Below are 12,898 nucleotides of genomic sequence, written 5' to 3'. Positions count from 1 at the left end.
TTTCTTCTTGTTGCTGTGGCGTGCCGATGAAACAGACGTTACTGTTCTTAGAGACTGGCGCCCGAGGGGAGGCTGAGAAACAATGACGGCCATCGATAGGCGGGAATTCCTGTTGCTTCTCCTGGTGGCGGTGACCTCGACGGCGCACCTCGTGGGGGCGGGGCCGACACTTGCCGACGATGACGGCGGTGATGGTGGCGACGGCGGTGATGGTGGCGACGACGGTGGTGGCGACGACGGTGGTGGTGGCGACGACGGCGGCAGCGGTAGTGACGACGGCGGCGATGATTCCGGTTCCGGCGGTGACAAGGGCGAAAGCGAGGATGGCGACGACAACGATAGAGCGGGGTCCGACGACGACCATACCAAGGCGCGCGACGCAGTCCGGGAAGGCCGCATTCTGCCGCTTCGCGAGATTCTGCAGCGCGTAGCCGCCATGCGAGCAGGACGCGTGTTGTCCGTCGACCTGTCGCTCGAGTCCAAGACCCCTTTCTATGTGCTCAAAGTCGAGAACGAAAAGGGCGGCGTGCGCACGCTTCGCCTCAATGCCGAGACGGGTCGCACGCTCGGCCCGTTCGGGTGGTGGTGACGACATGCGGCTGCTGCTTGCCGAAGACGATCGCGATATCGCGGAACATACGAAGGCCAAGCTCGAGGCGGAAGGCTATATCGTCGACCATCTCGCGACGGGGCCAGAGGTTTGGGAGGAGGGTGAGACCGGTGATTATGCCGCCATCATTCTCGATCTCGGCCTGCCGGGCATGGACGGCCTGTCGATCCTCAAGCGCTGGCGGGCGAGCGGCCTCGATACGCCGGTCCTCGTCCTGACCGCGCGGGGTTCCTGGATGGAGCGGGTTGACGGCTTCGAGGCCGGAGCGGACGACTATCTGCCGAAACCCTTTCGCAGCGAAGAGCTGGTCGCGCGTCTCAAGGCGCTGCTGCGCCGTGCCCGCGGGCGGCCGTCGCCGATCAAGTCCGCAGGGCGTTTCGTCGTTGACGACCAGACCCGGCGCGTGACCTATGACGGCCAACCGCTCGACCTGACCGCGCTTGAATACCGCCTCGTGCAATTGCTTGTCAGCGAGCCCGGTCGCGTCTTCGATCCGATCGAGATCGCCCGGCGCGTGCAGGGGCGCGACGATGACGCCGCCAAGAATTCGGTCGAGGCGATGATCGCCCGGCTTCGGCGCAAGACCGATCCGGAGGCGATCGAAACGCGACGCGGGTTTGGCTACGTGCTGCCGGATCAGAACGCATGATCCAGTCGCTCCGGGTCCGGGTCGTCATCGGAGCCTTCGCCGCCATCGTCTTCATCCTTCTCGTGCTGGGCTACGGCTTGAGCCGTGTCTTTTCGGGCTATGTGGCCGAACGATACCGGGTAGAAATGGCCGTTATCGTCGATCAACTGGCCGCCGGCCTGGAACTGCGCAACGAGAAGGTGGTTCTTGAAAAGACGCCGTCCGATCCCCGCTTCACGCTTCCAGGCAGCGGACGCTACTGGCAGGTGGCTCCCGAATCGGGCGAGGTGCTGCGCTCGCGGTCGCTTTGGGATGTCGACCTGCCGGCCGATGCGTTGCTTCCGGCGGATTACGGGTTCCTGGCGGCGGAGGGGCCCGACGGTGCCGACCTTCTTGTCTATCAGCGTGCGATCTCCCTCGACGGGCCGAATGGCTCGCGGAGGTTTACGCTGTCGGCCGCCTTCGATCGTTTCGAGTTCGACGATGCGGTTGCCCAGTTTCACAGCGCCATGGCCCTGATGCTGACCCTCAGCGCCACAGTCCTGGTGGCCGCCGCGATCTTTCAGGTGGGCGTCGGGCTCGCGCCTCTCGTGCGCCTTCAGCAGCGGGTGGGGCTGGTGCGCTCCGGGCAGGCGAATTCGGTCGACGACGTCGGCGTCTCGGAACTGCGGCCGCTCGTTTCCGAACTTAACCTGCTGCTCCAGGAGCGTGAGACGGCGGTGGAAAGGGCGCGAGCCCGAGCGAGCGATCTGGCGCATGGGTTGAAGACGCCCCTGACCGTCCTGCTCCATGTCGCCGACCATCTTCCGCCGACGGAGAGGGAACTGGCTCGCCAGCAGGTCGATCTCATTCGCCAGCGCGCCGACCGCCAGCTGCAATCGGCGCGGCTTGGCGTCGAGCAGATGAGCCTGACCGAACTCGGTTCCCTGGTTGGCAAGCTGGTCATGGTGCTGAGGCCCATTACCGAGCCGCGCGGTATCGAATGGCAGATCCGCGTTCCGGCCGGGCTTGCGGTGGACATGGATGCCGCCGACTTCGCCGAGGCGCTCGGCAACGTGCTCGACAATGCGACACGGTTCGCCCGGGGCGAAATTCGCATCACGGCGGCGGCCGCGGACAAGGCCGCTGTGATCATCGTCGAGGACGACGGTCCGGGCGCATCGGAGGCGGATCTGGCCATCCTTCCCTCGCGAGGTGTGCATCTGGGCGAGGATGGCAGCGGGTCCGGGCTGGGGCTCTCCATCACGGCGGACATCCTGTCGGCCTATGGCGGATCGCTGGAACTCGGCCGCGCGAAGCTCGGCGGGCTGTCGGTGAAGCTGTCGGTGCCGCTTCGCGGGTAGCGGGCCCGCATCGTCGGCGGCCGTTCGAGATTCCCGATGCGACCCGTTGCGCTTTTATCCGTCAGCGGTTATAAGCGCGCGTCCGAACGGTCCGGCAGGGCATGCCGTGGCCGTTCTTTATGCTTGAAAACGGGCGTCGTCTGTCCGTTTCGATACAAGAACAATGGAGTAGCAAAATGCCCAAGATGAAGACGAAGTCCTCCGCCAAGAAGCGGTTCAAGATCACCGCCACCGGCAAGGTCCTGGCGGCTGCCGCCGGCAAGCGCCACGGCATGATCAAGCGGTCCAACAAGTTCATCCGCGACGCACGCGGCACGATGGTTCTTTCCGAAGCAGACGGCAAGAAGGTCATCAAGAACTACCTGCCGAACGGTCTCTGAGACCCTTTCGCTTTTTGGATCATTTAAGGAGATCATGACATGGCACGCGTAAAACGTGGCGTAACTTCCCGCGCCAAGCACAACAAGGTATTCAAGGCAGCCAAGGGCTTCTACGGCCGCCGCAAGAACACGATCCGCGCCGCAAAGGCCGCCGTGGACCGTTCGAAGGCATTCGCCTACCGCGACCGCAAGGTCAACAAGCGCAACTTCCGCGCCCTGTGGATCCAGCGTATCAACGCTGCCGTCCGCGAACACGGCCTGACCTATGGCCGCTTCATCGACGGCCTCAACAAGGCCGGCATCGAAGTCGACCGCAAGGTTCTGTCCGACATGGCCATCCATGAACCGGCAGCCTTCGGCTCCCTGGTTGCCGCTGCCAAGAAGGCACTGGCCTACCTCAAGGACGCCGGCACGGCCAACGAGTTTGAAAGCGCGGTCAAGTAAGCCAGCGCTTCCCAAGCTTTTGTAAAAGAAATTGTTGGGAAACCCGCGCTGGCAGGGCTAGCGCGGGTTTTTCATTTTGTCGTCATGCCGGGGCGTTAGGGACCCGGTGGTATAAGGGGCAGGAAACGGACATGTCCGATCTCGACAGTTTGAAAACGGCGCTTCTCGCCGACATCGCCGCGGCGGACAACGAAGCCGATATCGAGGCGGTCCGCGTCGCCGCGCTTGGCAAGAAGGGTTCAATTTCCGAACTCCTGAAGACGCTGGGTTCGATGACGCCGGAAGACCGCCAGACGCGCGGCGCCGCCATCAACGCGCTGAAGACCGAAGTGACCGAAAAGATCACCGCCCGCAAGAGCGAGCTGAAGGACGCCGCCATCACCGCGCGGCTGAAGGCCGAGACGGTCGACGTCTCGCTGCCCGTCCGTTCCTCGCCGGCCGAGCGCGGCCGCATCCATCCGATCAGCCAGATCGTCGACGAGATCACCGCGATCTTCGCCGACATGGGCTTCTCGATCGCCGAGGGCCCGGACATCGAGACTGATTATTACAATTTCACCGCGCTGAACTTCCCCGAGGGCCATCCGGCCCGCGAGATGCACGACACCTTCTTCCTGGAGCCCGACGACAACGGCGACCGCAAGGTGCTGCGCACCCACACCTCGCCGGTTCAGGTGCGCACCATGGAAGCGCAGAAGCCGCCGATCCGCATCGTCATTCCCGGCAAGACCTATCGCCAGGACAGCGACGCCACCCATTCGCCGATGTTCCACCAGGTCGAGGGCCTGGTGATCGACAAGACCGCTCATGTCGGCCACATGCGCTGGATCCTCGAAGAGTTCTGCAAGACCTTCTTCGAGGTCGACAATGTCACCATGCGCTTCCGCCCGTCCTTCTTCCCCTTCACGGAGCCGAGCTTCGAGGTCGACATTCAGTGTGACCGTTCCTCGGGGCCGATCGTCAAGTTCGGCGAGGGCAAGGACTGGATGGAAATCCTCGGCTGCGGCATGGTCCATCCGAACGTGCTGCGCGCCGGCGGCCTCGACCCGGACGAATACCAGGGCTTTGCCTGGGGCATGGGGCTCGACCGCATCGCCATGCTGAAATACGGCATGCCGGACCTGCGCGACTTCTTCAACGCCGATGTGCGCTGGATGAGCCATTACGGTTTCCGCCCGCTCGACGTGCCGACATTGTTCGGTGGTTTGAGCGCGTAAGGAGGACAGACCCATGAAATTCACACTCTCCTGGCTGAAGGATCACCTGGAAACCGAGGCCACGCTCGACGAGATCTGCGAGCGGCTGACCGCGATCGGCCTCGAGGTCGAGGACGTCGACGACAAGGCGGCGTACAAGCCCTTCGTCATCGCCAAGATCCTGACGGCCGAAAAGCATCCGGAAGCCGACCGGCTGAAGGTTCTGACGGTCGATGCCGGCGACGGTGCATCGCCGGTGCAGATCGTCTGTGGCGCACCCAATGCGCGGGCCGGCCTGGTCGGTGCGCTGGCCCGTCCCGGCACCTATGTGCCCGGCATCGACGTGACGCTGGCGGTTGGCAAGATCCGCGGCGTCGAAAGCCACGGCATGATGTGCTCCGAAAAGGAACTCAACATGTCGGACAATCACGACGGCATCATCGACCTGCCGGACGACGCGCCGGTCGGAACCTCGTTTGCGTCCTATGCCGGGCTCGACGATCCGGTCATCGAGATCAACCTGACACCGAACCGTCCCGACTGTACGAGCGTCTTCGGTATCGCCCGCGATCTCGCCGCCTCCGGGCTCGGCAAGCTCAAGCAGCCGAAGGCGCCCGAGTTCAAGACCGAGGGCGAAACGCCGATCGAAGTGAAGATCGTGCTCGACGACGAGCGCCTCTGCCCGGGCTTTGCCTACCGGCTGGTGCGCGGCGTGAAGAACGGTCCGAGCCCGCGCTGGATGCAGCAGCGGCTCATCGCCATCGGCCTTCGCCCGATCTCGGCGCTGGTCGACGTCACCAATTACATGACTTTCGACCAGGGTCGGCCGATGCACGTCTTCGACGCCGACAAGGTCAAGGGAACACTCACCGTGCGTCGCGCCCGCGAGGGCGAGGAAATTCTCGCGCTCGACACCCGCACCTACAAGCTCAACCCGACCAACGTCATCATCGCCGACGACAACGGCCCGGAATCGATCGGCGGCATCATGGGCGGCGAGCATTCCGGCTGCGACGAGAACACGGTCAACGTGTTGATCGAATCCGCTCTGTGGGATCCGATCAACATCGCCAAGACCGGCCGTAGCCACGGTATCATCACCGATGCGCGCTATCGCTTCGAGCGCGGCGTCGACCCGGAATACATGATGCCCGGCCTCGAGCGGACCACCGAACTGGTGCTCTCCATGTGCGGCGGCACGGCGGCCAAGGCCAAGGTCGTCGGCTACAAGGGTTACGACCGCAAGACCGTCGACTTCCCCTTCTCGGAGGTCAAGCGCCTTACGGGCCTCACCGTCTCCAATGACGAAGCCCGCCAGATCCTGACCGGCCTCGGCTTCGAGGTCTCGGGCAAGGGCGAGACGGTTTCCGTCGCGGTTCCCTCCTGGCGTCCTGACGTCGACGGCAAGGCGGATCTGGTGGAAGAGGTCATGCGCGTGCATGGCGTCGACAAGATCAAGCCCGAGCCGCTGGCGCCGACCGGTTCGGTCAACGCCAAGATCCTGACGCCGCTGCAAATCCGCACCCGCACGGCCAAGCGGTCGCTGGCCTCGCGCGGCATGCTGGAAGCCGTCACCTGGTCCTTCATCCCGGAAGAACACGCCAGGCTCTTCGGCGGCGGCAGCCGCGCGCTGAAGCTCGCCAACCCGATCGCCGCCGACATGTCGGACATGCGCCCCTCGCTGCTGCCGGGCCTCTTGACGGCAGCCCAGCGCAATGCCGACCGTGGCTTCGGCGACGTGGCGATCTTCGAGGTCTCGGGTACCTATGAGAGCGATAGGCCGGAAGGCCAGCGTCGCGTCGCCGGCGGCATCCGCCGCGGCACCGCATCGCTTGCGGGCGCCGGGCGCATGTGGTCGAACGCTGCCAAGGGCGGCGGCAAGCCGGTCGACGTCTATGACGCCAAGGCCGACGCGCTTGCCGTTCTGGAGGCTTGCGGCCTGCCGATGGGCAATGTCCAGGTCGAGCAGGGTGGTCCCGAATGGTATCATCCGGGCCGCTCCGGCACGATCAAGATGGGCCCGAAGGTGGTGATCGGCCATTTCGGCGAATTCCATCCGAAGACGCTGGAAGCGCTCGACGTGTCCGGGGCGCTCTGCGGTTTCGAGGTCTATCTCGACGCCGTGCCGGAGCCGAAGCGGAAGGCGACCCGCACCAAGCCGGCGCTCGACCTCTCGCCCTTCCAGATGGTGAAGCGCGACTTCGCCTTCGTGGTCGAGAAGGCGGTCGAGGCGGCCGCGATCATCAAGGCGGCGGCCAGCGCCGACCGCAAGCTGATCACCGGCGTCAATGTCTTCGACATCTTCGAGGGTGCGTCTGTTGGCGAGGGCCGAAAGTCGGTGGCGATCGAGGTGCTGATCCAGCCGGTCGAAAAGACACTGACCGACGAGGACTTCGACGCGCTGACGAAGAAGATCGTCGGTAATGTCGAAAAGACCACCGGCGGTAGCCTGCGCGCCTGAGGGACGAGAAGAGGAGGGAGCGGCGTTCGGCGCCGCTCCGGTTTGCGGCAAATACGCACCATTGCGCGGCGTCATCCTCGGCCTTGTGCCGAGGATTTCCTGAGGTCAATGAAAACAACCCGCACGCAGATGCTCGGGACAAGCCCGAGCACGGCGAAAGGGCGCCCGGCGAGCTTTCCCAGCCTCCTCAGGACCGCGCACGGCACCGTCTTGGCCGGCCGGAATTGCCCCTGTTTGATCAATAGAGATTTAATCAATACTGAATAGCCTGACCGACATGCCGAGGGTCAAGGTTCTCTTGACGCGATTTTTCTCCGGTGGGCGATATTCCAATGAACGTTTCCGTGGACGCGAACATCTTCGAACTCGCTCCGATTGCGATGTGGATCGAGGATTTCAGCGCGGTCAAAGCCCAGTTCGACGCCTGGCGCGCTGAGGGCGTGACAGATCTTCGCGCCTTTCTCAAACAGGATCGCACGCGTGTCGCGGAATGCTCCTCGAAGATCCGGATCCTGCAGGTCAACCGCAAGACGCTCGACCTGTTCGAGGCGCAAGACCTTGAGGAACTCGCCGGAAATCTCGGCAAGGTCTTCTGCGACGACATGTGGGAAACCCACATCAACGAACTGACGGACCTGTGGGAAGGCAGGATGGAGTTCGCCGGAACGGCGGTGAACTACACGCTCAAGGGCCGGCGACTTGATATTCAGCTGCGCGGTTCCGTCCTTCCGGGCCATGAGCGGACGCTCGGGCAATTGCTGGTCACCACCGAGGACGTGACGGAGCGGGAGGATGCCCGGCGCGCCGAGCTGGAGAACCGGCGCTATGCGGAAGGCGTCTTCGAGCATTCGCCCGTGTCGCTATGGATCGAGGACTTCAGCGGTATCCGGACGCTGATCGAAGATGTCCGTTCACGCGGCATCGTCGACTTCCGGGTGTTTACCGACGTGCATCCGGAATTCGTACGCCAGTGCATGTCGGAGATCCGGGTTCTTGATGTCAATCAGGCCACGCTCGACCTGTTCGGCGCGCCCGATCGCCAGACGCTGCTGCTTCGCCAGGGCGAGATCTTCCGTGACGAGATGGAAAAGCCGTTCCGCGAACAGTTGATCGATCTCTGGGACGATCGGCTCTATCACAGCCGCGAAGTGGTCAATTACGCACTGGACGGCAGCGTTCGGCATATCCTTCTCAACTTCGCGGTCTTCCCCGGCCATGAGCGCGATTGGTCGCGGGTGCAGGTTGCGCTGACCGACATCACCGCCCGCAAGAAGGCGGAGGCCTATCTCGAATATCTCGGCAAGCACGACATCCTGACCAAGCTGCACAACCGCGCCTTCTATACCGACGAGTTGAACCGGCTGGAACGCAAGTCGCTCAGGCCGGTCTCGGCCATCGTCGTCGATCTCAATGGCCTGAAGGAGGCCAATGACCAGCGCGGGCACGACGCCGGCGATGCCTTGCTTCGGCGTTTCGGTGAGGTCTTGAACAGCGTCGTGAAACCGCCCCACCATGCGACGCGGATCGGCGGCGACGAGTTCGCGGTCCTGATGCCCGGCGCAGACCGCCAGGCCGCGCAGGGCATGGTGGACACGATCCACGAGATCCTGAAGATCAACAACCAGTTCTATTCCGATGCACTGCTCAGCATATCGCTGGGCTTTGCGACCAGCGAGCCGGGCGAAAGCATGGAAGCGCTGATGAAGCGGGCCGACGACATGATGTACGAAAACAAACGCCTGCACTATGCGAGCCAGCCGATCGCCGCGGACGCAAGGCGCAGCAAAGGCGGGGCCTAACGCCCCGCCATCTTCGCCATGCGTTCGGGATAGCGCGCACCCGCCACTTTTTGCGGGGAAAGCATGTCACCGAGGGTTTTAACCTCTGCGTCCGAAAGCACGATGTCGGCGGCCGCGACGTTCTTTTCCAGATTGGCGATCTTGGTCGTGCCGGGGATCGGCACGATGAAATCGCCCTGGGCCAGAACCCAGGCGAGCGCCAGCTGGCCGGGCGTCACGCCCTTTTCCGCTGCCATCGCTTCCAGCGCCGAGACCAGCGCCAGATTGGCGTCGAAGTTCTCCTGCGAGAAGCGCGGCAAAGTCCGGCGGAAGTCGTTCTCCGCCATGCCGTCGAGGGTCTTCAGCGCACCGGTCAGCACGCCGCGGCCGAGCGGAGAAAAGGGCACGAAGCCGATGCCGAGCTCGCGGCAGGTGTCGAGCACGCCGTTTTCTTCCGGATCGCGGGTCCACAGCGAATATTCGCTCTGGATGGCGGCAATCGGATGCACGGCATGGGCACGCCGTAGCGTCGCGGCACTGGCCTCGGAAAGACCGATCGCCCTGACCTTGCCCTGGCGCACCAGATCCGCCATGGCGCCGACCGTCTCCTCGATCGGCACGTCCGGATCGACGCGGTGCTGGTAGAACAGGTCGATGACCTCGACGCCGAGCCGTTTCAGCGAGGCCTCGGCGACTTCGCGCACATGTTCGGGGCGCGAATCCGTGCCGCCGGCGGACGCGTCGTTGGGATTTTCCGTGTTGATGCGGAAGCCGAACTTGGTGGCGATCTTCACCCGGTCGCGATAGGGCTTCAGGCCCTTGCCGACGAGGATCTCATTGGTGAATGGCCCGTAGATCTCGGCGGTGTCGAACAGGGTAACGCCGAGCTCGACGGCACGGGCAAGCGTTGCCAGCGATCCCGCCTCGTCGCCGGTCTGGGTATAGCCATGGCTCATGCCCATGCAGCCGAGGCCGAGCGAGGAAACGGAGAGGGGGCCAAGTGTGCGTGTCTTCATGAAATCATACCTCTGATCTTCGATCACCGGCCGCCAGTATAGACGGAGGTGACATGGGCAAGATAGCGCCTCATCGCACCGTCGATAATGCATGCAATCCGTCGCGGCTTGTTCTATCAGATAGAACAATGAACAGGATCCAACTCTCGCAGCTCGCCGTTCTGGCGGCCGTTGCCGAAGCCCGCAGTTTTCGCAGCGCTGCCGAGGAACTGGGCATCGCCCCTTCCGCCGTCAGCCATGCCGTGACCGCGCTGGAGGCGAGTCTCGGCGTGCGCCTGCTTGCCCGCACGACCCGCAGCGTCGCGCCGACGGAAGAGGGGCGCATGCTGTTGGAAACGCTGTCGCCGGCGCTCGCCGACATCGGTGCCGTGCTGGAAGGGCTGGCCGACCGCAGGGGCACGCCGGCCGGGCCGTTGCGCCTGACCATGCCGATGCTCGCCGCCGAAGACCTGATCGTTCCGCGCCTCGGCGCCTTCCTGAAGACCTATCCCGAGATCGAACTGGACGTCGTCACCAATGATCGCTTCGAGGACATCGTCACTGAGGGCTTCGACGCCGGTCTGAGGCTCGGCGAACATCTGGAGGCCGACATGATCGCGGTGCGCGCCAGCGGTCCACAGCGCGGCGTGATCGTGGCGTCGCCAGCCTACATAGCCGCCCATGGGCGACCGCAGGCGCCGGGCGACCTCATCCATCACCGCTGCATCCGGCGGCGCTTCTCCAGCGGGCGCATCTATCGCTGGGAGCTGGAAAAGGCGGGAAAGGTATTGGCCGTCGACGTGTCCGGGCCGTTGATCCTCTCCGACCAGCGGCTGATGCGCCGCGCAGCGATCGACGGCGTGGGGCTTGCCTACCTGTTCGACGGGCGGATCGACGCGGATGTGGCGGCCGGAAGGCTGGTCCCCGTGCTCGAGGACTGGTGCCCGCCCTTCGAAGGCTTCTTCATCTATTATCCCTCCCGCCGCCAGATGCGCCCGGCGCTCAGGGCCTTCGTGGATTTCTTTCGCTTCAGGTCTCGTCCGGATCACGGGCTCGAATAAGCCGCTGGCTGCGATCCGAATACACCGAACTACGGTGCGCAACTCTGATGACAAGGACGTAGTCGTCGCCCTCGCGCCGGATCTGGCAGACAAGGCGTATATCCCCGACCCTCAGCTTCCAGAAGTCCTTCAGATCGCCGCGATATGGCTGCAAACGCTGCCTCGGATCCTGCAATTCAAGAAGAAGATCGAGCGCCTTCTTGATGCGCCGTTGATCGGCTGTCCCCAGCTGCCAGAGTTCCTCGACAGCGGCGGGATGCCATTCAATCCGCAAGCCCGAGTTCCTTCCACACCTGATCATTCGGCACGGGCTTGAAGGGCTCTTTCAGGCGGGCCTCCACTGCATAGAGGTCTTCCAGTTCCTCAAGTTTTTCGAGGATAGCGTCACGAAAGAGATTGTTGCGGTCGAGGCCATGGGCCTTCGTGATCTTTTCCCAGCGCGCCTCGATTTCGTCGTCAATCCGAATGTTCACGGTCGCCATGACTGAACTCCTTCGAACCTGAATTTAGTACATACCTCAGCGGCATACAACTTACGCCAGCGCCATCCGATAGCGCACGTGCCCGTCTTCCTTCGCATAGGTGTCGTAGAGCTTGCGGGCGGTCGCGTTGTCGCGGTCGGTGTGCCAGTAGAGGCGGGACCAGCCCTTTTGCTTGGCGAGTGCGATCAGGTCGTCGATCAGCGCCCGGCCGAGACCTTTGCCGCGGAAGGTCTCGCCGAGATAGAGGTCTTCCAGATAGCATTCGTGCGAAAGGGCCCAGGTGGAATCGTGGAAGTGGTGGATGGCGAAGCCGGCCATTTGGCCGTCGACCAGCGCCACCCGCATGGCGACGCGGGAGGAGGGATCGAGGATGCGTGCCCAGGTGTGGTTGGTGACCTCTTCGGGCAGGTCGACCTTGTAGAAGGTCAGGTATCCCTTCCACAGCCGCCGCCAGGCGGCTTCGTCGGCGGGTTGGGCGTCGCGTATCTCGATGGTCATGGATCTCTTACGCTCCGGCTTCGGTGAGGCGCGCCATCTGGGCTTGAGAAAGCGCAAGCTTGCCGGCGGCGATCAGGCTTTCGAGCTGGCGAAGGCTGGTGGCCGAGGCGATCGGCGCGGTGATGCCGGGACGGGCGGCGACCCAGGCGATGGCGACGGTTGCCGGCGAGGTACCGGTCTCGGCGGCTACCGCGTCGAGGGCGGCGAGGATCCTCAACCCCTTGTCGTCGAGATAATCGCCGACGCGGTAGCTGCGCGCCGCGCCTTCCGTGTCCTTCAGGCTGCGATACTTGCCGGTGAGGAAGCCGGCGGCGAGCGCGTAGTAGCTGATGACGCCGATCTCTTCCCGCATGCAGAGGTCGGCCAGCGGCCCCTCGAACCTGTCGCGGGTGTAGAGATTGTATTCCGGCTGCACGACGTCGTAGCGCGGCAAATCGTTCTTCGCGGCGGCGTCGAGCGAAGCCTGCAACTGGTCGGCTTCATAGTTCGAGCAACCGATCGCCCGGACCTTGCCCTGCTGCTTGAGCCGGGCGAAGGCCTCCAGCGTCTCCTCGATCGGCACGTCCTCGTCCGGCTTGTGGGCGAGATAGAGGTCGATATAGTCGGTGCCGAGCCGCTTCAGCGAGGCCTCGGCGGCCTCCGCGATCCATTTGGCGGAAAGCCCGGTCTTTCGGCCCTGGCTGTCGAAGCCGACCTTGGTGACGATCACCGCCCTGTCGCGGGCGACATGGCCGCGCTTCAGCCACCGGCCGATGATTTCCTCGCTCTCGCCGCCCTTGTGGCCGTCGACCCAGGAGGAATAGACGTCTGCCGTGTCGATGGCGTTGTAGCCGGCGTCGAAGAAGGCATCGAGCAGGTCGAACGAGGTCTTTTCGTCGGCGGTCCAGCCGAAAACGTTGCCGCCGAAGACGACGGGCGCGATGGAAAGGCCGGTGCGGCCGAGCGAACGCTTCTGCATGGGTAAACTCCGTGGGTTCGCGGGAGGCGGCCGAAGGCGGCCGGGTTTGAGAGCCTGCAGGTTA

14 protein-coding genes are annotated in these 12,898 nt (G+C 64.0%); 9 read left to right on the top strand and 5 right to left on the bottom strand.

Annotated elements, in window-relative coordinates; genetic code table 11:
• Positions 1-82: 82 nt before the first annotated feature.
• The 8 genes from RHIZ70P_RS02305 (at position 83) to RHIZ70P_RS02270 (ending at position 8,861) form a co-directional block, all read left to right on the top strand.
• Entirely contained in the window at positions 83-589 is a 507-nt protein-coding gene (locus RHIZ70P_RS02305) for a PepSY domain-containing protein (RefSeq protein WP_115668752.1), read from the top strand.
• A gap of 4 nt (positions 590-593) precedes the next feature.
• Positions 594-1,259 (top strand): response regulator transcription factor, encoded by a 666-nt coding sequence (locus RHIZ70P_RS02300; protein WP_115668751.1) that lies wholly within the window; start codon positions 594-596, stop codon positions 1,257-1,259.
• Entirely contained in the window at positions 1,256-2,581 is a 1,326-nt protein-coding gene (locus RHIZ70P_RS02295) for a sensor histidine kinase (RefSeq protein ID WP_115668750.1), read from the top strand. Before RHIZ70P_RS02300 ends, RHIZ70P_RS02295 begins: the two co-directional genes overlap by 4 nt.
• A gap of 176 nt (positions 2,582-2,757) precedes the next feature.
• Complete coding sequence (rpmI, locus tag RHIZ70P_RS02290; RefSeq protein ID WP_028738670.1) at positions 2,758-2,961, top strand: 50S ribosomal protein L35; 204 nt, start codon at positions 2,758-2,760, stop codon at positions 2,959-2,961.
• A gap of 39 nt (positions 2,962-3,000) precedes the next feature.
• Positions 3,001-3,405 carry a 50S ribosomal protein L20 gene (gene rplT, locus RHIZ70P_RS02285; RefSeq protein ID WP_115668749.1) on the top strand — a complete coding sequence of 135 codons (405 nt, stop codon included), beginning with the start codon at positions 3,001-3,003 and terminating at the stop codon, positions 3,403-3,405.
• A gap of 131 nt (positions 3,406-3,536) precedes the next feature.
• On the top strand, positions 3,537-4,622 hold the full coding sequence (gene pheS / locus RHIZ70P_RS02280) for a phenylalanine--tRNA ligase subunit alpha (protein WP_115668748.1): 1,086 nt from the start codon (positions 3,537-3,539) through the stop codon (positions 4,620-4,622).
• A gap of 13 nt (positions 4,623-4,635) precedes the next feature.
• Positions 4,636-7,062, top strand: coding sequence for a phenylalanine--tRNA ligase subunit beta (gene pheT / locus RHIZ70P_RS02275; RefSeq protein WP_115668747.1), 2,427 nt, complete (start codon positions 4,636-4,638; stop codon positions 7,060-7,062).
• A 332-nt stretch (positions 7,063-7,394) separates the two neighbouring features.
• The gene (locus RHIZ70P_RS02270) at positions 7,395-8,861 is read left to right on the top strand and encodes a sensor domain-containing diguanylate cyclase (RefSeq protein ID WP_115668746.1); all 1,467 of its coding nucleotides are present in this window, start codon (positions 7,395-7,397) and stop codon (positions 8,859-8,861) included.
• Here RHIZ70P_RS02270 and RHIZ70P_RS02265 read toward each other — a convergent pair.
• On the bottom strand, positions 8,858-9,856 hold the full coding sequence (locus RHIZ70P_RS02265) for an aldo/keto reductase (RefSeq protein WP_115668745.1): 999 nt from the start codon (positions 9,854-9,856) through the stop codon (positions 8,858-8,860). The two genes, RHIZ70P_RS02270 and RHIZ70P_RS02265, sit on opposite strands and share 4 nt — an antisense overlap.
• A 128-nt stretch (positions 9,857-9,984) precedes the next feature.
• Here RHIZ70P_RS02265 and RHIZ70P_RS02260 point away from each other — a divergent pair, with 128 nt between their 5' ends.
• A complete protein-coding gene (locus RHIZ70P_RS02260) occupies positions 9,985-10,896 on the top strand; it encodes a LysR family transcriptional regulator (RefSeq protein ID WP_115668744.1) in 912 nt (303 codons plus the stop codon).
• Here RHIZ70P_RS02260 and RHIZ70P_RS02255 read toward each other — a convergent pair.
• Genes RHIZ70P_RS02255 through RHIZ70P_RS02240 form a run of 4 tightly spaced genes read right to left on the bottom strand, consistent with a single transcriptional unit; the run spans position 10,865 to position 12,834 of the window.
• Positions 10,865-11,170, bottom strand: coding sequence for a type II toxin-antitoxin system RelE family toxin (locus RHIZ70P_RS02255; protein ID WP_181903921.1), 306 nt, complete (start codon positions 11,168-11,170; stop codon positions 10,865-10,867). The genes RHIZ70P_RS02260 and RHIZ70P_RS02255 overlap by 32 nt on opposite strands.
• Positions 11,160-11,378, bottom strand: a complete 219-nt coding sequence (locus RHIZ70P_RS02250) for a DUF6290 family protein (protein WP_115668742.1) — start codon at positions 11,376-11,378, stop codon at positions 11,160-11,162. The genes RHIZ70P_RS02255 and RHIZ70P_RS02250 overlap by 11 nt, the downstream gene beginning before the upstream one ends.
• 51 nt (positions 11,379-11,429) lie before the next feature.
• Entirely contained in the window at positions 11,430-11,876 is a 447-nt protein-coding gene (locus tag RHIZ70P_RS02245) for a GNAT family N-acetyltransferase (RefSeq protein WP_115668741.1), read from the bottom strand.
• Between the two features lie 7 nt (positions 11,877-11,883).
• Positions 11,884-12,834: an aldo/keto reductase gene (locus tag RHIZ70P_RS02240; protein ID WP_115668740.1), complete on the bottom strand. Its 951-nt coding sequence runs from the start codon at positions 12,832-12,834 to the stop codon at positions 11,884-11,886.
• Positions 12,835-12,898 lie beyond the last annotated feature (64 nt).

The sequence above is a fragment of the Paenirhizobium selenitireducens ATCC BAA-1503 genome (genome assembly GCF_900492185.1).
GTDB lineage: Bacteria > Pseudomonadota > Alphaproteobacteria > Rhizobiales > Rhizobiaceae > Allorhizobium > Allorhizobium selenitireducens_A.
This window is presented reverse-complemented; position numbering and strand designations above follow the sequence as displayed.

Bases quoted from the DNA above. Each gene is read 5' to 3' on its own strand.
- RHIZ70P_RS02240 (WP_115668740.1), bottom strand. From the start codon at position 12,834: ATGCAGAAGCGTTCGCTCGGCCGCACCGGCCTTTCCATCGCGCCCGTC.
- RHIZ70P_RS02270 (WP_115668746.1), top strand. From the start codon at position 7,395: ATGAACGTTTCCGTGGACGCGAACATCTTCGAACTCGCTCCGATTGCG.
- RHIZ70P_RS02260 (WP_115668744.1), top strand. From the start codon at position 9,985: ATGAACAGGATCCAACTCTCGCAGCTCGCCGTTCTGGCGGCCGTTGCC.
- pheT (WP_115668747.1), top strand. From the start codon at position 4,636: ATGAAATTCACACTCTCCTGGCTGAAGGATCACCTGGAAACCGAGGCC.
- pheS (WP_115668748.1), top strand. From the start codon at position 3,537: ATGTCCGATCTCGACAGTTTGAAAACGGCGCTTCTCGCCGACATCGCC.
- RHIZ70P_RS02300 (WP_115668751.1), top strand. From the start codon at position 594: ATGCGGCTGCTGCTTGCCGAAGACGATCGCGATATCGCGGAACATACG.
- RHIZ70P_RS02305 (WP_115668752.1), top strand. From the start codon at position 83: ATGACGGCCATCGATAGGCGGGAATTCCTGTTGCTTCTCCTGGTGGCG.
- rplT (WP_115668749.1), top strand. From the start codon at position 3,001: ATGGCACGCGTAAAACGTGGCGTAACTTCCCGCGCCAAGCACAACAAG.
- RHIZ70P_RS02265 (WP_115668745.1), bottom strand. From the start codon at position 9,856: ATGAAGACACGCACACTTGGCCCCCTCTCCGTTTCCTCGCTCGGCCTC.
- RHIZ70P_RS02250 (WP_115668742.1), bottom strand. From the start codon at position 11,378: ATGGCGACCGTGAACATTCGGATTGACGACGAAATCGAGGCGCGCTGG.
- RHIZ70P_RS02295 (WP_115668750.1), top strand. From the start codon at position 1,256: ATGATCCAGTCGCTCCGGGTCCGGGTCGTCATCGGAGCCTTCGCCGCC.
- RHIZ70P_RS02245 (WP_115668741.1), bottom strand. From the start codon at position 11,876: ATGACCATCGAGATACGCGACGCCCAACCCGCCGACGAAGCCGCCTGG.
- rpmI (WP_028738670.1), top strand. From the start codon at position 2,758: ATGCCCAAGATGAAGACGAAGTCCTCCGCCAAGAAGCGGTTCAAGATC.